Consider the following 16,838-nt stretch of genomic DNA (forward strand, 5'->3'; position numbering starts at 1 on the left):
CTCCAGCCGCCCGCGTGGGCCTCCCAGGCCCGGCCGTTGCTCAGGCGATCAACGTGCCACCGTCGACCGTCACCACCGTGCCGGTGGCGTACGTCGAGCGCAGCAGGTAGACGAACGCCTGCGCGACCTCCTCCGGCTCGCCCACCCGGCCGAGCGGCAGCGATGCGCTGAGCTGGGCGTACATCTGCTCGCGGGTCTCCTCGGGGAGCGAGTCCCAGAGCGGCGAGCGGATCACCCCGGCGGACACGGCGTTGACCCGGAGCGGGGCGAGCTCGACGGCGAGCGCGCGGACCAGCGCGTCGATCGCGCCGGTGATGCTGGCCGCCACCGACCATCCCGCGCCGGGCCGGTGGTTGGCGGTACCGGTGGTGAGGGTGATCGACCCGCCCGCGCGCAGGTGCGGCACGGCCGCGTTGACGGCCGACAGCGATCCGAAGTAGCGCAGCTCGAACGCGGCGCGGGCGGCAGCGAGGTCGAGGGCGTCGACGGACATCAGCGCGAGCGGCTCACCGGCGGTGTAGATCAGGTGGTCGAACGGACCGAGGTCCTCGAACAGCCGGGACACGTCCCCGGTGTCGGTGAGGTCGGCGACGTGGCCGGTGGTGCCGGCCGGAAGGGTCGACAGGGCGCGATCCACACTGCGCTGGTTGCTGGAGGCGACCACGACCTGGGCACCCTCGCGGGCGGCCAGGGTGGCGGTGGCGAGACCGATCCCCGAGGTGCCGCCGAGCACGACGACGCGTTGGTCGGTGAGAGTCATGATCTTGTCCTTCGGAGTGCGACGGGAAGGTGTCGTAGTGACGGTTCCACCCTGCGCCGGCCGGGCAGGCCGCGTCCAAGACCTTCTCCACCTCCTGTGATGCCCGCCGGGTATCGTTCCGGTCGGGCGCCGCCGCGTGCACCGCGAGTAGGCGCCGTACGCCGGGACGAGGGGCCGGATGGACGTCGATCTGCGCAAGCTCCGCTACTTCGTGGCGGTCGCCGAGGAGCTGCACTTCGGCCGGGCCGCCGCGCGCCTGCACATCGCCCAGCCCGTCCTGTCCCGCCAGATCCGAGCCCTGGAGCACGAACTCCAGGCCGAGCTCTTCGTCCGGGACCGCCGATCGACCGCCCTGACCGAGGCCGGCAGCCAGTTGCTGGCCGACGCCTACCCGCTGCTCGACTCGGCCGAGGCGCTGCGCCGGCGGGTCCGGCAGGCCGCACACGGCAGGGCGACGTTCACCATCGCGTTCATGCCCGGCATCATCGTCACCGCCGAGGCCCGCGCCCTCGCCGAGCGGCACCCCGACCTGGCCGTCGGCGTCGTCCGCACCTCCTGGAACGAGCAGGTCGAGGTGGTGCGCGACGGGCGCGCCGACGTCAGCTACGTACGGCTGCCGGTCGACCAGCGCGGCGTGCGCCTGCTCCCTCTGTTCAGCGAGCCCCGCGTCGTCGTCCTGCCCGGCGAGCACCGCCTGGCCGGCAGGGCGTCGGTCGGCCTGGCCGAACTCGTCGAGGAACGGTTGCTCCAGGACCCGGAGGCGGTGCCGGAATGGCGGGACCTGCCGCACCGGCCGACCGAGCCCGACCCCCGCCCGCGGCCCCAGTTGAACTCGGTGGAGGAGAAGCTGGAGCACGTCGCCGCGTACGGCGGGGTGGTGATCCTGCCCCTGTCGACCGCGGCGTTCTACACCCGGCCCGACGTCGTCCACGTGCTCGTCGACGACCTCCGGCCCAACCAGGTCTGCCTGGCCTGGGCCGAGAGCAACCGGTCGCCGTTGGTGCGTGAGTTCGTCGACCTGGCCGAGCGGCGGGCCCGGGCGACGGAAACCTCGCCGCCGGCGCCGGGCGAATAGTCGAGCGGCAGGCGGGGCGGGTCGGACGTCGGCTCAGACGACGGTCACGGTGATTCCGTCGTGCTGGCCGCCGCGTTGGGCGTAGTGCGGTGAGGTAGAGCTTCCACGTGATCGTCAGCTGGCGCGCTCCCGCGCCCGTACGCGGTACGCGGCGACATTCGTCCGGTTGCCGCACATCTCGTACGAGTGCCACCGCTGGGTCCGGCTGCGGGTTGTGTCGTAGAAGACGTGTGAGCACAGCTCGTTGCCGCAGATGCGTACCCGTGACCAGGTGTTCGCCGTGGTGAGTTCGGCGACCAGCAGGAGGATCCCGGCCACCACGGGATCACCGGTCGCCGGTCGCAGGTGTGCCCGCCCGTCGGTGGAGAAGGTCTGCCGGAAGGTGAGGTCGGCGTTCCGTTCGGTCAGGGTCGTCCACGCCTGGGCGGTCTGTTCCGGGGTGCCGGCCGCCAGTACGGCCATGAGGTCGTCGCGTACGGCGCGAACGCGCTCGAGTAGGTCAGGGGTCGGCGCTGCCTGCGCGGCGGGGGCGAACCTGCTGAGGATCGCCGCGGCCTGCTCGGGGTCGTCGAGACCGTCCGGCAGCGTGGGAGTCGCGTGGGGCCGGGAGTTGAGCAGGTCCACGATCGCCCCGGCCGACGCGGGGATCCGCGGATCCGCCTCCGGGCTGTCGTAGGTGGCCATGGGCCGAACGGTACTCCGACATGGTCTAAATAACAAAGACCTTTACGGGCCCTGGCGGAGGCGCTAGAAAGTAATGGCCAAACTTTGATAGCCAATTACGGCTGCCCAGTGCGAGGAGTACCCCTCATGAGCCAGCTCATCCTCACCGAGGTCGGCGGCGACCTGAACGACACGATCACCCTCGACCGGGATCCCGACCTGACCCTCGGGGCCGAGGACCTGCTCGTCGCGGTGGAGGCCGCCCCCGTGAACCCCGCGGACCTGCTCTTCACCGCCGGCTGGTTCAGCGTCCAGCCGCAGCCCCCGGCCCCGCTCGGCGCCGAGGGCGTCGGACGCGTGCTCCAGGCCGGGTCCCGCGCGGACCAGTCCCTGGTGGGGCGGCGGGTCCTGTTGCTACCGACGTTCAGGCACGGGACCTGGGCGGAACGAACCGTGGTGGCCGCCCGGGACGTCGTACCGATCTCGGAGACGGCGGACGCGGTGCAGCTCGCCATGCTGCCGGTGAACCCGGCGACCGCGTACGGCCTGCTGCACGACTACACCGAGCTCAAGCCCGGCGACTGGATCGGCCTGACCCTGGCCAACTCGGCTGTCGGCCAGCACGTCATCACCCTCGCCAAGCGGGCCGGGGTGCGCGTGGTGGCCGTGGTGCGCCGTGCGGAGGCCGCCGAGCAGGTACGGCAACTCGGAGCCGACCTCGTCGTGCTCGATGGGGAGGGGCTCGGTGACCGCGCCGCCGCCGCGCTCGGCGAGCACCGGCTGCGCCTGCTCCTCGACGGCACCGGCGGGCCCCAGCACGTGGGCGAGCTGGCCCGCGTGGTCGAGGACGGCGGCAGCGTCGTCACCTTCGGCGCGATCACCGGGCAGGCGCCCGTGCTGCCGCTCGGCGACTTCATCTACCGCTCGATCTCGCTGCGCAGCTTCTTCATCCTCTCCTGGATCCGTGACAAGCCCCGCGAGCAGCTGACCCGGATCTACGCCGAGCTCGCCGAGCTGGTCGAGGAAGGCGTGCTGAGGGCGGAGGTGGAGGCGACGTACCCGCTGGAGCGGTTTGCCGAGGCCCTGGCCCACGCGGGCCGCGAGCGGCGCTCGGGCAAGATCCTGTTCACGCCCGCGACGGCAGCCTGACACCGCGACCGTGGGCGCCGGGACCGCTCGGTTCCGGCGCCCACGCCGCCGCCCTCCGGAACCGGGACGTGCGGCGCGTCAACTGGCGCGGGGGGCGTACATGATGACGGCGACGCCGACCAGGCAGATCGCCGCGCCGACGAGGTCGTAGCGATCGGGACGGAACTTGTCGACGATCATGCCCCAGGCGAGGGACCCGGCGACGAAGATCCCGCCGTAGGCGGCGAGGATGCGGCCGAAGTTGGGGTCGGGTTGGAGGGTGGCGACGAAGCCGTAGATCCCGAGGGCGATGACCCCGCCCGCGATCCAGAGCAGCCCGCGGCTCTCCCGCCAGCCCTGCCACACCAGCCAGGCGCCGCCGATCTCGGCGAGCGCGGCGACCAGGAACAGCAGGATCGAGCGGGCGAGCGTCATGGCCAGACCGTAACGGAACTCGTCGGAGCCATCCGGGGTCACCGGGCCGGGCGGAGACCTCCACCCGGCCCGGCGTGCGCTGCCGGTCGGTCAACCAGGCGGTGTCACCCGACCCGGACGAGCTGCCACTGCTGGTTCGCGCCGTTCCAGTCGGCGTACTGGACGATGTTCGCGCCGTCGGCCGTCGACGCGCCCTGCACCTCCACCACCTTGGCGCTCTGCCGGCTGACCAGCCGTACGTAGCCGCCGGAGTCGGCGACGCGGAACTGCTGGTTGGTCCCGTTGTGGTCGCTCCACTGCACGATGGCGGCGCCGTCGGCGGTGGAGAAGTTGTACACGTCGAGGACCTTGCCGGAGTGCCGGGACTTGACCCGGTAGTAGCCACCGCCGGAGTCGACGAACTGCCACTGTTGGTTCGCGCCGTCGTTGCGTGACCACTGGGTGATCCGCGCCCCGTCGGCGCTGTCCCGGTTGTACAGGTCGAGCGCCTTGCCGCTGTTGCGGTTGACGAGCACGTACCAGGCGCTGGTGTCGATCGGACCGGGGTCGCCGGAGCCGCCGGCGTTCAAGGCGTCCAACGTCGCGGTGTACGCGGCCTTCTTGTTCCCGCTGCGGTCGAAGAGGAGCGGATTGTCGCTACGCCACGAGTCGCTGTCCCGGACGCCCCAGACCGTGATGCCGGTGCAGCGTGCGACGGCCAGGCAGGCGCGGGTGACGCCCGCGTAGATCGTCGCCTGGCTGCCGCCCTGCGCGACGTCCAGCTCGGTGATCTGCACGTCGACGCCGAGGTCGGCGAACCGTTGCAGGTTGGCCTGGTAGTCCCCGGGCAGGGTGGTGCCGAGGTGGGACTGGAACCCGACGCAGTCGATCGGTACGCCGCGGGCCCTGAAGTCGCGGACCATGTTGTAGACAGCGGTGGACTTCGCGTTGACGCCGTCGGTGTTGTAGTCGTTGTAGCAGAGCTTGGCGCCCGGGTCGGCGGCGCGCGCGGCGCGGAACGCGGCCTCGATCCAGTCGTTGCCGGTGCGCTGGAGGTTGGAGTCGCGGCGGGCGCCGCCGCCTCCGTCGGCGAAGGCCTCGTTCACCACGTCCCACGAGTGGATCTTCCCCCGGTAGTTGCCGGCCACCCGGCTGACGTGGTTGATCGCGGCGTTGCGTAGGGCGGAGCCGGACATGTTCTGCGCCCAGCCGGGCTGTTGCGCGTGCCACAGCAGCGTGTGCCCGCGCACCGACATGCCGCGGGACTGGGCGTGGTTGACGATGCGGTCGGCGTTGCCGAAGGTGAAGACGCCCTGCTGGGGTTCGGTGGCGTCCCACTTCATCTCGTTCTCGGCGACGACCGAGTTGAACTCGCGGTTGAGGATCGTGACGTACTGGCTGTCGGAGAGGCGCTGCGCCGCGACGGCGGCGCCGAAGTAGCGGCCCTTCTCCGCGGCCGACGTTCCCAGGGTCGTGCCGGCGGTCGCCGGGCTGGCCGGGGCGACCAGCGTGGCGATCAGGGCGCCGGCGGAGAGGAGCGCGAGCAGGGCGCGCCTCGCGGGATGCCGGCGGCGCCGGCCGGGTGGAGGTGGTCGTCTCACGGGTGGCTCCCTGGCGATGGTGGTCGGGGCGGTCGGGACGGGGCGGCTTGTCGACGCACCCACAGCCGGGCCGGCTACCGGGCAACACCCGACAGCCGCCGTGGGAGCGCTAACATTGATGACGGTAAGGTTGCCAGAAGGCTACGGACTCATCAAGTGCCTGCTCCGCAGCCCTTGGGCTTGAGTGATCTCGCTATCGGGTCGTTCAGGCGGTGTGAGCTGCGACATTGATGTCGATCGACATAAAACATTTGACGTATGACGATGTGAACGCTAACTTCGACGGCGCGGGCATGGCTGCCGGGAGCCTGACGGGCACCGCCGCGCGGCCCACGCGGCCCGCCTCGATCGCCTGGCCCGCGGCGCGCGGAGTCCCGTGGCCGGTGGGCCACAACCCGCACCACCTCCACTGTGCTGACGCCACCACCGGACGCTGGCACACCCTCACTGGGCGCCCGCGCTGCGCTCGCGGGTCGTCCCGATCGAAGGAGTCGACCATGAACCTCACCGGTGAGGCTCGTCCCGCCTCCCCGCCACGACCTCGCTGGCGGTCCGGGATGGCCGCCGCGGCGGCTGCCGTCCTGGCCGCCGGAACCCTCGTCGCGGCCAACGCGTCGTCCGCCGAGGCGGCGACGGTGGACACCAGCGCCTGGTACGTGCTGGTGAACCAGAACAGCGGCAAGGCGTTGGACCTGTACGGATCGGCCACCAACGACGGTGCGCGGGTCACCCAGTGGACGCGGCACAACGGCGCGAACCAGCAGTGGCAGTTCGTCGACTCCGGCGGTGGCTACTACCGGGTCAAGTCCCGGCACTCCGGCAAGGTCCTCGACGTGGCCAACTTCTCCACCGCCGACGGCGGCGCGATCGTCCAGTGGGCAGACGTCAACGGGACGAACCAGCAGTTCCGCCTGGCGGACTCGGACGGCGGCCACGTCCGCCTCATCAGCCGCCACAGCGGCAAGGTCGTGGAGGTGCAGGGCGCGTCGACGGCCGACGGCGGCAACATCGTCCAGTACGCCGACTGGAACGGTGCCAACCAGCAGTGGCAACTCGTCCGGGTCGACGGCGGCGGACCGCCGCCGTCGGACGGCAGCGGCTGCGGCAGCGCGCCGACGCTGTCCAGCGGCACGCACACGATCCAGAGCGGCGGTAAGAGCCGTTCGTTCATCCTGCGGGTACCGGCCAACTACAACCCCAACACCCGCTACCGACTGATCTTCGCCTTCCACTGGCGCGGCGGCACCATGCAGGACGTCTCCTCCGGAGGCACCAGCGGCGCGGCCTGGTCCTACTACGGCCAGCAGGAACAGTCGAACAACACCGCCATCCTGGTCGCTCCGCAGGGCCTGGGCAACGGCTGGGGCAATGCCGGCGGCGAGGACGTCACCTTCGTCGACGACATGATCCGGCGGATCGAGAGCGGGCTCTGCGTCAATCCCGCCCAGCGGTTCGCCCTCGGCTTCAGCTGGGGCGGCGGGATGAGCTACGCCCTGGCGTGCGCGCGGGCCACCGTGTTCCGCGCCGTGGCGGTCATCGCCGGCGCACAGATCAGCGGGTGCAGCGGAGGCACACAACCGATCGCGTACTTCGGGCTGCACGGCATCACGGACAACGTCCTCAACATCTCCCAGGGGCGTGCGCTTCGGGACACCTTCGTCCGGAACAACGGCTGTGCCGCGCAGAGCCCGAGCGAGCCGGCCCCGGGCAGCCGTACGCACATCACCACCGGCTACACGGGATGCCGTTCGGGCTATCCGGTGCAGTGGGCCGCCTTCGACAACGGCCACATGCCGGGCCCGGTGGACGGGACGTACGCCGAGAGCGGCGTCGCGACCTGGACCAAGGGTGAGATCTGGAGGTTCTTCGCCCAGTTCTCGTGATGGTCGGTGGCGTCACCGACGACGCCGAGCCGGTCGGGCAGCCGCCACCGCGTCCGCGGGTGGCGGCTGCCCCCGTCCGCTACCAGCCGGGCCGCGGTGTGACGGTCGACCCGTCGGCGCGGGACGCCCGGTCACCGTCGCAGGCGATCCGGCTTCCCCGAGCCGGAGCGCCGGACCAGCCAGGCCTCGGTGATGTGCGTGAACATCGCCTCCGCGGCGCCCTCGGGGTCACGTGCCGCGATGCGCTCGTAGATCTTGCGATGCCCCTGGTTGGACGCGACGCACAGCGACCGCTCCGTTCGCCCCATGTACCGGGCGGTGTTCATCACCTGGCTCTCCAGTGACCGGACGACCCCGCGGGCGATCCGGTTTCCCGAGGCCCGCATGACCGTGTCGTGAAACGCCCGGTCGTGTTCGTGGTAGGCGGCGGCGTCGCCGACCAGCTCGTCCATCCGGTCCACCAGCTCACGCAGTTGGTCGACGACGTGCTGATCGGCCAGCCGCGCGGCGAGATTGGCCATGTCGGACTCGAGGAGGCGACGGGTCACGACGAGGTCGTCGAGGATGGCCAGGGTGTCGTCCTGGGCGATGGTCGCGGCGAGCACCAGCTCGTCCAGCATGTCCCACGACGAGGGTGGGGTCACCATCGTGCCAGCGCCCTGGCGTACCTGCACCAGGCCCTTCTCCTGGAGGATCTTCACCGCTTCCCGCACGACGGTTCGGCTGACCGAGAAGGTCTCGCAGAGCACCGGCTCGGGGGGCAGGGGAGTGCCCGGCGGGTGCGCGCCCCGCACGATGCGTTCCACCAGCTCGGCTGTCACGGCCTTGGCCAGGTTGGTGGGCCGTCGTGTCCAGGCCGGCGTCGGCGACGTGTCCGCGCTTGTCTCCCGAGCTGTGGTCATCTTTCCTCCGGTGGCTCATCGCGACGATATGCCACGAACCAGACCTAGTTTACGACTGACCATTGACGTAAGACGTATAACGAGTTACGTTCCGCTCCTCAAAGATGCCTGGTCGGACCCCCCCCACCGGCCACCCCCCATCTGAAGGTGAACCGCGATGAAAATGCGAGCGATATGGTCGGCCGTCCTCGTCGCGGGACTGGCGTTGACCGGATGTGGCAGTGCCACCGGCTCGAAGTCCTCGCCCGCCGGCGAGGCCGGCAAGCTGGTGGTCTGGGACTGGAAGTCCGGCGAACCGAGCAGCGCGTCCTATGTGGAGAAGGCGAAGGCCGACTTCGCCAAGAAGCACCCGGATGTCACGGTCGAGTTCGTGGCTCAGCCGTTCGACCAGTACTACACGCTGCTCGGCGCGGCGATTCAGTCGGGCAAGGGCCCGGACGTCATGATGTTCAACGGCGGCGGGCAGATCCGTGACCGGGTCGACGCCTTGGTGCCACTGGACGAGTACGTGGCTGGTGACAAGCAGCGGTTGGCCGGCTGGGACGCGTTCGCGAAGGACGGCAAGATCTACGCCAGCCCGGTGACCCTGCAGGGCCACCCGATCTACTACAACAAGGCGATCTACGAGAAGGCAGGGCTCGACCCGGCGAGCCCGGCGACCACCTGGAGCGGGTTCGTCGCGAACTGCGCCGCCATCGCCAAGGCCGGCGCCAAGTGCTTCGCCCTCGGCAACAAGGAGGGCGCCGGCATCCAGTTCTGGCTGTCCGCCCTGGGCTCGGGCATCCTCACCGCCCAGGAGTACGACAACTGGATCGCCGGGAAGCGCGACTGGAACTCGCCCAACGTGAAGCGGGTCTTCCAGCTCTGGAAGGAGGCCGGCGACGCGGGGCTGAACAACGACGGGGCGAACTCGACGGCGATGTTCAACGACGGGTTCGCGGTGTTCCAGTCGGGTAAGGCCGCGCACGTCATCGGACTGATGTCCGACGTGGGGCACTGGAAGGACTTCAACGAGTTCCTGACGGCCGACAAGCTGGGCGTCATGGACGCCCCGGTCGTCACCGCCGGCACCACGCCGAGCCTGCCGTACGACGGCGGCATCGGCTACGGGGTCGCCAAGTGGACGAAGGACCCGAAGGTCGCCGCCGACCTGGTGCGTTCACTGACCTCGACCGACGCGCTCACGTCGTTCTACGCCTCCGCCGGCGCGGTCGCCGCCGACACCACGATCGACGTCTCCGAGGGTGGTGCCGCCCTGGGCACGATCGTCGCGGAAACCAAGAGCGGCAAGCCCGCGCTGCACGTGGCGCTCTCCTCCAAGACGCTGGACCTCATGGGGCGACTGTCCCAGCAACTGCTCGGCGGCTCGGTCGGCGTCGACGACGTCATGAAGCAGCTGGGCGCCTCCGACCAGGCGGGCTGAGCCTGTGCCGATCGGGAACGCACGTCCGTCGGTCCGCCCGGTGCACGCCGGGCGGACCGACGGGGCAACGGCCGCATCCTTCCGGCGCCCGGGCGCCGGGCCCCGCCGGCGTGCCTCGCGCGGGGTCAGGTCCGAGCGTCTCGCCCCCTACTACCTGGTCGCCCCGGCCGTTCTGATCATCGTTGTGCTGCGGCTCTACCCGCTGCTGCTCGGCGTCAACTTCTCCTTCACCGGCGACGGTGAGCGCAACGGAACGGCCGTCGGCCTCGACAACTACCGCGAGATCTTCGGTGATCCGCTGTTCCAGACCGCGCTGGGCAACGTCGGCCTGCTGGTGCTGCTGCTCCCGGTGGCGGTGGCCATCCCCGGCCTGCTCGCGACGTTCATCTACCTGAAGGTGCCCGGTCACCGCCTCTACCGAAGTGTCTACTTCTTTCCGGCGGTGCTCTCCCCGGTCATCGTCGGAGCGATCTTCAACCTCCTCCTCGCCTTCGACGGGCCACTCAACGCCCTGCTCGTCTCGGCCGGCGTCGGCCCCGTCGACTGGCTCGGAGACCCCGACATCACCATGCTGGTGGTCGTCGGCGTCCACATCTGGGCGACGTTCGGCATGTCGCTGGTGGTGTTCCTCACGGGGTTCGCCACACTGGACGCCGCGCTCCTGGACGCCGCTCGGGTGGACGGCGCGTCACTGGCTCAGACCATCCGGCACGTGATCGTTCCGGGCCTGACGCGAACCATCCAGTTCGTCTTCGTGACCACCATGATCGGCATGCTGACCTCCATGTTCGGCCTGCTCTTCGTCATGACCAGCGGCGGTCCGGAGGGGTCGACCTACCTGCCGGAGTACTACGTCTGGATCCAGCAGGGCCAGATGAACCGCCCGGCCCTCGCGTCCGCCGCCTCCACGGTCCTCTTCGTGATCATGCTCGTCGTCGGACTGCTCCAGATCAAACTGCTCAGGCGGGCCGGAAGGGAGGACTGATGTCGCACAGCCGTTGGGGCAGGTGGCTGGTGGCGATTCCGATGGCGCTGCTCGCGCTGGCCACCGTCTACCCGTTGCTGTTCACCGGCAACGTCGCTGTGAAGACCCGGCGCGAGTACATCCTCGACCGGTTCTCGCTGACCGACACGCTCCGCTGGGAGAACATCGGCACAGCCTGGGAGAGCGCCGGCATGGGCCGCTACTTCGTCAACTCGGTCATCGTCGTGACCTCGTCGGTGGTCCTGCTGCTCCTGCTCGGGTCGATGGCCGGCTTCGCGCTGAGTCAGCTGCGCTTCCGCGGCTCGTCGGCGATCTTCCTGGGTTGCCTCGCCGGCCTCTTCGTGCCGTTCCAGGTGATCATGGTCCCGCTCGCCCGGATCATGGCGGACAGCCGGCTCATCGACACCTACCTCGGCCTGATTCTCGTCTACGTGGCGCAGTTCCTGCCCTTCACCGTCTTCCTGATGACCAGCTACTACAAGACCATCCCGCCGGAGATCGTCGACGCGGCCAGGATCGACGGGAACAGCGTGTACGGCGTGTACCGCCGGATCATGCTCCCGCTGGGCACTCCGGCGCTGCTGTCGGTGGGCATCCTCAACACCCTCTTCTGCTGGAACGACGTCCTCATGTCGCTGGTGATGATGCCCTCGGCCGACCATCGGACGCTCATGGTCGGCGTGACCTCCCTGAAGGGGCAGTACTCCGACGACATCCCCACCTTCGCCTCGGGAGTGTTGATCGCCGCGCTGCCCGTCCTCCTGCTCTACCTCTTCCTCCAGCGGCAGATCGCCGACGGCGTCGCCGCCGGTTCCACGAAAGGCTGACATGCGGGTCACCGGTTATCGGACACTCACCACGGTCCAGGAATGGGGACGGCCCGTCGGCGACGCCAACGGCGTCTTCGCGGACGGCGCGGTCCCGGTGTCGATCGTCATCGTCGACACCGACGAGGGGATCTCCGGCGTCGGTCTCGGGCCACACGTCGAGATCGAGCGGATCTTCGCCGCCATCGACGGCGAGGATCCCCGCTCCGTGGCGAGCCTCTACGATCGGATGCTGCGACACACTTTCAAGGCCGGACACGCCGGCCCGGTGTTCGGCACCATCGGCGCGCTCGACACCGCTCTCTGGGACATCAAGGCGCAGGCCGCCGGCGAACCCCTCTGGCGGCTGCTGGGCGGCCGCGACCGGCGGGTTCCCGCCTACGCGTCCGGGCTGGACATCGCCCTCGACGACGACGAACTCGTCGCGGCCTACGAGGTCTACGCCCGGCACGGGCTGCGGGCCGCCAAGCTCAAGGGCGGCCTCGACATCGACCGCGACCGGCATCGCCTCGGCCTGGTCAGGGATGTGCTGACCGAGGCCGGTCGAGGGCGGCGTCCGGGTCTGATGCTCGACGTGAACGAGGCCTGGACCCGCAAGCAGGCGGTACGGCACGTCGGCGAGCTGGAGCGCGCCCTGGACCTGATCTGGATCGAGGAGCCGGTCCGGCGCTGGGACGCCGAGGGGCACGCCACGGTGAGTCGGGGCATCCGCGCGTCGGTCGCCACCGGCGAGAACCTGACCGGCCTGGAGCAGTACCGGCCGCTGATCGCCGCGGGCGCGGTCGACGTCGTGCAGGCGGCCGCCGTCTGGGGCGTCACCCACTTCTTGCGAGTGTCCGCGCTGGCACACGCCCACGACCTTCCGGTGAGCCCGATCGGCAACAGCCCGGTCGGCCTGCTGCACGCCGCGACCTCTCTGCCGAACCACCTGACCAGCGAGTTGCAGGACCTGCGTCCGCCGGTCGGCGTCTCCATCGACCTGCACGTCGAGGACGGCGCCTTCGTCCTCGGCGACTCGCCGGGCCTGGGCGTGCGGGTCGACGAGAGTCGCATCCGGGCGGTCGGCGGGCGGCCCGACGGTCAGTCGAGCCCCAACGTCCGGCCGGAGCGGGCCGGGCGGCGACTGTTGCCCGTAGCCGACGACGACGCGTCCAGGTGGCAGGCATCGCTCGCCCCGCTGCGCGTACGCGAGGACGTCACCTCCGCCGCGCACACCTGACCCGATCGCTCCTGTCCGCGTGCCGGGGGACGCCGACGGCGTCCCCCGGCACGAGCGCGGGCGCGGGTGGCGTGACCGCCGCGAGGCCCGGTCGGGACCGGCTCCGTCTGGCCGGATGCCGGCCCCGACCAGGCGCTCACCCACTGCGGCGAGGGCTCGTCACGCCAGGGTGAAGCGCCACTGCTGGTTGGCGTTACCGTGGCAGGTCCACTGCAACAGTCGCGCTCCGTCGGTGGTGGCCCCGCCGTTGACGTCCAGGCAGAGCCCGCTCGGCAGACTCCGCACCGTGTACACCCCCGATGTCGCGGTCGCCGTGACCGTGAACTTCTGCGGATTGCTGTTGGTGCAGGTGGCCTGCTGGAGGAAGGCGCCGGCGGCGGTGGAGCCGCCGATCACCTCGGCGCACTTGCCGCTGTGGACGGCCTTCAGGTAGACGGCTCCGCCGCCGGCGTCCACGGCCTGCCACTTCTGGTTGTTGCCACCGGTGGCCGCCCACTGGTGGATCTGGGCGCCGTCGGCGGTGGAGACGCCGCTGACGTCCATCAGCTTGCCGCTGTGCTGCGCGGTGACCGTCCAGGTCCGTCCCGCCACGCCACCGGTGCTGGGTACGCCGACGCCCGCGCCGCCGAACGTGTGCGAGTCCAGGTCGAACCAGTTGTTGCCGCTGCCCTTGAACACCATGTAGAGCGTCTGCGTCCCGGCCAGGGCGGACACGCTCACCGGCGCGGTGGACTGGTAGTTGTCCCAACCACCGGTGCTGGGCACGGGAGTGGTGGCCAGCAGGGTGCCGGTCGGCGAGCCGGCGCGCAACTCGATCGATCCGCCACCGGACGGCGACGACAGTCGGTAGCTGACGGTCGAGATCCCCGTCAGGTTCATCGGGCTGAACGCGATCCAGTCGTTGTTGGAGATGTCACCGACGCGCTTGGTGCTCTCGGCCGCCGCCTGGTCGACGACCCGGATGCCGGACTGACTGCTGAAGTACTCGGCCTGCTTGTGCTTGGGCTGCAGGATCGCCTGCGCGGTGCCGGTCAGCGGGGCCGCGCCGCCCGCGCCACCGCTGTCGGTGTACCGCGCGTTCAGCACGTAGAAGAGGTTCGCGCCGTCGGGATGCCCACCGAGCAGGTCGGTGGAGATCGTGCCCGAGCAGCCCGGATACTCCGTGGTCTCGTGCGCGTGGTCGTCGTGGCCCAGCGCCGGGTTGAGGACCACCTTCGAACAGTCGATCGTTCCGCCGTCCGGGTCGGTCACGGTGATCTGGTACGACACCCGGTCACCGAAGGTGAGCATGCCGCCATTGCCCGGAGTGGTGATGGTGACCACCGGTGCGCTGTTGCCGACGGTGATCTGGACGTTGGCGAAGCCCGTCTTACCGGTGTTGTCGGTGACCCTCAACTGCGCGGTGTAGTTGCCGTTGGTGGTGTACACCTTCGACGGGTTGGCCGCGGTGGAGGTGGTGCCGTCGCCGAACGTCCACAGGTAGCTGAGCGTGTTGCCCGGGTCCGGATCGGCCGTGCCGGCACTGCTGAACTGGACGGTGAGCGGCGCGCTACCGCTGGTCGGCGTGCCGGTGGCCTTGGCGATCGGGGACCGGCCGCCCTGGATGTAGTCGATCCGGTAGAGGCCCGAGTCACTGTTGCCGCCACCGAAGTTGGTGCCCCACTCCAACAGGTAGAGCGAGCCGTCCCTGCCGAACTCCATGTCCATCGGCTTGTTGAACCGCGTGCTGGGCAGGAACGGGTTGGTGCGGGTCACCGCCGTGGCGGAGTCGAAGTGCACCTCCTTGAGGTAGCTGCGTGACCACTCGTAGAAGAAGTGCACGCCGTCGTAGTAGGGCGGGAACTTGGTGGCCGACGGGTTCGACGCGTCGTACCGGTAGACCGGTCCGCCCATCGGCGCGGAGCCGCCGGACCCGAGCTCCGGGAAGGTCGGCGAGGCGCCGTAGCCGTACCACATGTTGGGCGCGACGATCGGTCGCAGGCTGGTCAGGCCGGTGTTGTTGGGGGAGTTGTTGACCGGCGAGTTGCAGTTGAACTTCGCGCCGACCACGCCGGTGTCCGGGTTGAACGGCGCGTAGGGCTGGTTGTCGCCGTGGCAGAACGGCCAGCCGTAGTTGCCGGGTGCCTTGATCACGTTGAGCTCGACAAGGCCCTCGGGTCCCCGGTTGGTGGTGGGCGGGTTGCGGTCCGGCCCATAGTCGGCGAGGTAGACCCATCCGGTGGCTGGGTCGATGGAGAAGCGGAACGGGTTGCGGAAGCCCATCGCGTAGATCTCCGGCCGGGTCTGCGCCGTGCCCTGGGCGTAGAGGTTGCCGCTGGGGATGGTGTATCCGCCGCTGGCCGAGGGCCTGATGCGCAGCAGCTTGCCGCGCAGGTCGTTGGTGTTGCCGGCGGTCCGGGCGGCGTCGAGGTTGGCCTTGCCCGGGCGCCAGTCCAGCGGGGCGTAGCCCTGCCAGTTGGGGTCGAGGTTCGGCGGGGTGTCGTCGCCGGTGCCGATGTAGAGGTTGCCGTCCGGGCCGAACTCGATGTACCCGCCGGTGTGGCCGGGCTCAGGGAAGGTGCGGTCCCGGTACGCCGGGATGTCGATGATCGTCACACCGCTGGACATGTTCAGGGTGTCGCCGCTGAGCGTGTAGCGGGAGACGCGGTTGATGTCGGTGCTGCTGCTCGCCGGCGAGTGGTAGAGGTACACGTACCCGTTGGTGGCGAAGTTGGGATCCAACGCCAGGCCGGTGAGCCCGTCCTCACCTCCGGTGTAGACGCTCAACGTGCCGGCGGTCACCGTGCTGTTGGTGGAGGGCTTGAAGATCTTCACCTGGCCGCCGCGCTGCACGTAGATGACCCGCCCGTCCGGCGCCACGGCCAGGGCCATCGGGTCGACCGTGTTGTCGTCGAGGGTGCGCTTCTCGAAGTTGCCCCACACGGTGCCGCCGCAGTCTCCGGGCGCGTTGCCGGCGGCCCACCGGACGCCACCGAGCACGTGGTCGCGGAAGTTCGTCTCGCTGTAGGACGCGATGGCGTGGCCCATCGCGGTCGCCCACACTCGGCCGCCGGCGGCGTTCCGACACCAGGAGATCGGATGGTCCGGGCCCATTGCCCGGGATCCCGGGTTGTACGTGCGCTCGTCCGCGGTCACCAGGACGTGCACGTTGCCGCGTGGGTTGGTGTCGAAGTTGTACCACTCCTCGCTGCGGTTCCAGCGGTCCGGAAGGCCGGTCGTCGACGGGTGCTGCTTGTCGGCGACGATGGCGGTGCCGGGCAGCACGCCGGGGGAGTGCTCGGGCATGTGGGCGCCACCGTTGACGGTCTGGTCCCACCAGGGGTATTCGCCCTCGATACCCATGTCGGTGGCGTTGTGGATGGCGACGATGCCCTTGCCGCTGGCGAGGAAGCCCTCCACGGCCTGACGCTGAGCGGCTGAGGTCCAGACCATGCCGGAGGTCTGGAACATGATGAGCACGTCGAACGTCGCGAGGTTGGCCGGGGTGAAGACGCTCGCGTCCTCGCTGTGCACCAGCTCGAAGTTGTTGGCGGTGGCCTGCTGCTGGAACATGCTGATCCCGGCCGGGATCGAGTCGTGCCGGTAGCCGGTGGTCTTGGTGAACAACAGGGCGCGGAAGGCCGGAGCCGCCGACGCGGGTGGTGCGAGGCCGAGTGACAGTAACAGGCCGGCGATCGTGGCGATGATCAAGGTGGTGCGACGCATGCCGTCTCCTAGGGTCGGCGGGCAACTCCGATGGCGACCACGGGCCCCGACGCCGCGTCGAGGCCGCGCCCGGACGCGCGCGTGTGTTGGTCGGTCGTCGAGCCGTCCGCCGCAACGGCCCTCAGCTCCGCAGGAACATCACACAGCGTGACCTTGACTGGCTTCTGGTCCCGTCGTCCGCGAGGCCAGGATGGGCCACTCATAGACCACTGTCAATGAATGGAGAGACGTCCGATCTTCCGCCGGTTTGTGA

The 16,838-nt window shown here is 70.0% G+C and carries 13 protein-coding genes; 7 read left to right on the forward strand and 6 right to left on the reverse strand.

The genetic code is table 11. The features are described 5' to 3' along the window. Nucleotides 1-40 precede the first annotated feature (40 nt). Nucleotides 41-760 (reverse strand): SDR family oxidoreductase, encoded by a 720-nt coding sequence (locus GA0070620_RS03260; protein WP_091588443.1) that lies wholly within the window; start codon nucleotides 758-760, stop codon nucleotides 41-43. Between the two features lie 178 nt (nucleotides 761-938). Between GA0070620_RS03260 and GA0070620_RS03265 the strand changes: the two genes are divergently transcribed. Beyond that, nucleotides 939-1,835 carry a LysR family transcriptional regulator gene (locus GA0070620_RS03265; RefSeq protein WP_091588445.1) on the forward strand — a complete coding sequence of 299 codons (897 nt, stop codon included), beginning with the start codon at nucleotides 939-941 and terminating at the stop codon, nucleotides 1,833-1,835. A gap of 114 nt (nucleotides 1,836-1,949) precedes the next feature. On the opposite strand, the gene GA0070620_RS03270 is transcribed toward GA0070620_RS03265, so the two are convergent. After that, nucleotides 1,950-2,519 carry a CGNR zinc finger domain-containing protein gene (locus GA0070620_RS03270; RefSeq protein WP_091588447.1) on the reverse strand — a complete coding sequence of 190 codons (570 nt, stop codon included), beginning with the start codon at nucleotides 2,517-2,519 and terminating at the stop codon, nucleotides 1,950-1,952. Nucleotides 2,520-2,645: 126 nt separating this feature from the next. Between GA0070620_RS03270 and GA0070620_RS03275 the strand changes: the two genes are divergently transcribed. After that, on the forward strand, nucleotides 2,646-3,647 hold the full coding sequence (locus GA0070620_RS03275; RefSeq protein WP_091588449.1) for a zinc-dependent alcohol dehydrogenase family protein: 1,002 nt from the start codon (nucleotides 2,646-2,648) through the stop codon (nucleotides 3,645-3,647). A gap of 78 nt (nucleotides 3,648-3,725) precedes the next feature. Here GA0070620_RS03275 and GA0070620_RS03280 read toward each other — a convergent pair whose 3' ends face one another. Both GA0070620_RS03280 and GA0070620_RS03285 read right to left on the reverse strand, forming a co-directional pair. Beyond that, nucleotides 3,726-4,061 (reverse strand): YnfA family protein, encoded by a 336-nt coding sequence (locus GA0070620_RS03280; protein ID WP_091597908.1) that lies wholly within the window; start codon nucleotides 4,059-4,061, stop codon nucleotides 3,726-3,728. A 104-nt stretch (nucleotides 4,062-4,165) separates the two neighbouring features. Then, the gene (locus GA0070620_RS03285; RefSeq protein WP_091588452.1) at nucleotides 4,166-5,641 is read right to left on the reverse strand and encodes an endo-1,4-beta-xylanase; all 1,476 of its coding nucleotides are present in this window, start codon (nucleotides 5,639-5,641) and stop codon (nucleotides 4,166-4,168) included. Nucleotides 5,642-6,138: 497 nt separating this feature from the next. Here GA0070620_RS03285 and GA0070620_RS03295 point away from each other — a divergent pair, with 497 nt between their 5' ends. Further along, nucleotides 6,139-7,524, forward strand: coding sequence for an RICIN domain-containing protein (locus GA0070620_RS03295; RefSeq protein WP_091588456.1), 1,386 nt, complete (start codon nucleotides 6,139-6,141; stop codon nucleotides 7,522-7,524). Between the two features lie 131 nt (nucleotides 7,525-7,655). Here the strand turns inward: GA0070620_RS03295 and GA0070620_RS03300 are convergent, their stop codons facing one another. Next, nucleotides 7,656-8,426 (reverse strand): FadR/GntR family transcriptional regulator, encoded by a 771-nt coding sequence (locus GA0070620_RS03300; RefSeq protein ID WP_091588459.1) that lies wholly within the window; start codon nucleotides 8,424-8,426, stop codon nucleotides 7,656-7,658. A gap of 157 nt (nucleotides 8,427-8,583) precedes the next feature. On the opposite strand from GA0070620_RS03300, the gene GA0070620_RS03305 reads away from it, so the two are divergent. The 4 genes from GA0070620_RS03305 (at nucleotide 8,584) to GA0070620_RS03320 (ending at nucleotide 12,880) form a co-directional block, all read left to right on the forward strand. Next, on the forward strand, nucleotides 8,584-9,849 hold the full coding sequence (locus tag GA0070620_RS03305) for an ABC transporter substrate-binding protein (protein WP_091588461.1): 1,266 nt from the start codon (nucleotides 8,584-8,586) through the stop codon (nucleotides 9,847-9,849). A gap of 184 nt (nucleotides 9,850-10,033) precedes the next feature. Then, nucleotides 10,034-10,834: a carbohydrate ABC transporter permease gene (locus GA0070620_RS03310; protein ID WP_231922197.1), complete on the forward strand. Its 801-nt coding sequence runs from the start codon at nucleotides 10,034-10,036 to the stop codon at nucleotides 10,832-10,834. Further along, nucleotides 10,834-11,661 (forward strand): carbohydrate ABC transporter permease, encoded by an 828-nt coding sequence (locus tag GA0070620_RS03315; RefSeq protein WP_091588464.1) that lies wholly within the window; start codon nucleotides 10,834-10,836, stop codon nucleotides 11,659-11,661. Before GA0070620_RS03310 ends, GA0070620_RS03315 begins: the two co-directional genes overlap by 1 nt. A gap of 1 nt (nucleotide 11,662) precedes the next feature. Beyond that, the gene (locus GA0070620_RS03320; RefSeq protein WP_091588466.1) at nucleotides 11,663-12,880 is read left to right on the forward strand and encodes a mandelate racemase/muconate lactonizing enzyme family protein; all 1,218 of its coding nucleotides are present in this window, start codon (nucleotides 11,663-11,665) and stop codon (nucleotides 12,878-12,880) included. A 159-nt stretch (nucleotides 12,881-13,039) separates the two neighbouring features. Here GA0070620_RS03320 and GA0070620_RS03325 read toward each other — a convergent pair whose 3' ends face one another. Beyond that, nucleotides 13,040-16,585 (reverse strand): ThuA domain-containing protein, encoded by a 3,546-nt coding sequence (locus GA0070620_RS03325; RefSeq protein WP_091588468.1) that lies wholly within the window; start codon nucleotides 16,583-16,585, stop codon nucleotides 13,040-13,042. Between the last annotated feature and the right edge of the window lie 253 nt (nucleotides 16,586-16,838).

The sequence above is a fragment of the Micromonospora krabiensis genome (assembly GCF_900091425.1).
GTDB classification, from domain to species: Bacteria; Actinomycetota; Actinomycetes; order Mycobacteriales; family Micromonosporaceae; genus Micromonospora; species Micromonospora krabiensis.

Coding starts and splice junctions, on each gene's coding strand:
- GA0070620_RS03260 (WP_091588443.1), bottom strand. CDS start 760: ATGACTCTCACCGACCAACGCGTCGTCGTGCTCGGCGGCACCTCGGGG.
- GA0070620_RS03265 (WP_091588445.1), top strand. CDS start 939: ATGGACGTCGATCTGCGCAAGCTCCGCTACTTCGTGGCGGTCGCCGAG.
- GA0070620_RS03270 (WP_091588447.1), bottom strand. CDS start 2,519: ATGGCCACCTACGACAGCCCGGAGGCGGATCCGCGGATCCCCGCGTCG.
- GA0070620_RS03275 (WP_091588449.1), top strand. CDS start 2,646: ATGAGCCAGCTCATCCTCACCGAGGTCGGCGGCGACCTGAACGACACG.
- GA0070620_RS03280 (WP_091597908.1), bottom strand. CDS start 4,061: ATGACGCTCGCCCGCTCGATCCTGCTGTTCCTGGTCGCCGCGCTCGCC.
- GA0070620_RS03295 (WP_091588456.1), top strand. CDS start 6,139: ATGAACCTCACCGGTGAGGCTCGTCCCGCCTCCCCGCCACGACCTCGC.
- GA0070620_RS03300 (WP_091588459.1), bottom strand. CDS start 8,426: ATGACCACAGCTCGGGAGACAAGCGCGGACACGTCGCCGACGCCGGCC.
- GA0070620_RS03305 (WP_091588461.1), top strand. CDS start 8,584: ATGAAAATGCGAGCGATATGGTCGGCCGTCCTCGTCGCGGGACTGGCG.
- GA0070620_RS03315 (WP_091588464.1), top strand. CDS start 10,834: ATGTCGCACAGCCGTTGGGGCAGGTGGCTGGTGGCGATTCCGATGGCG.
- GA0070620_RS03320 (WP_091588466.1), top strand. CDS start 11,663: ATGCGGGTCACCGGTTATCGGACACTCACCACGGTCCAGGAATGGGGA.
- GA0070620_RS03325 (WP_091588468.1), bottom strand. CDS start 16,585: ATGCGTCGCACCACCTTGATCATCGCCACGATCGCCGGCCTGTTACTG.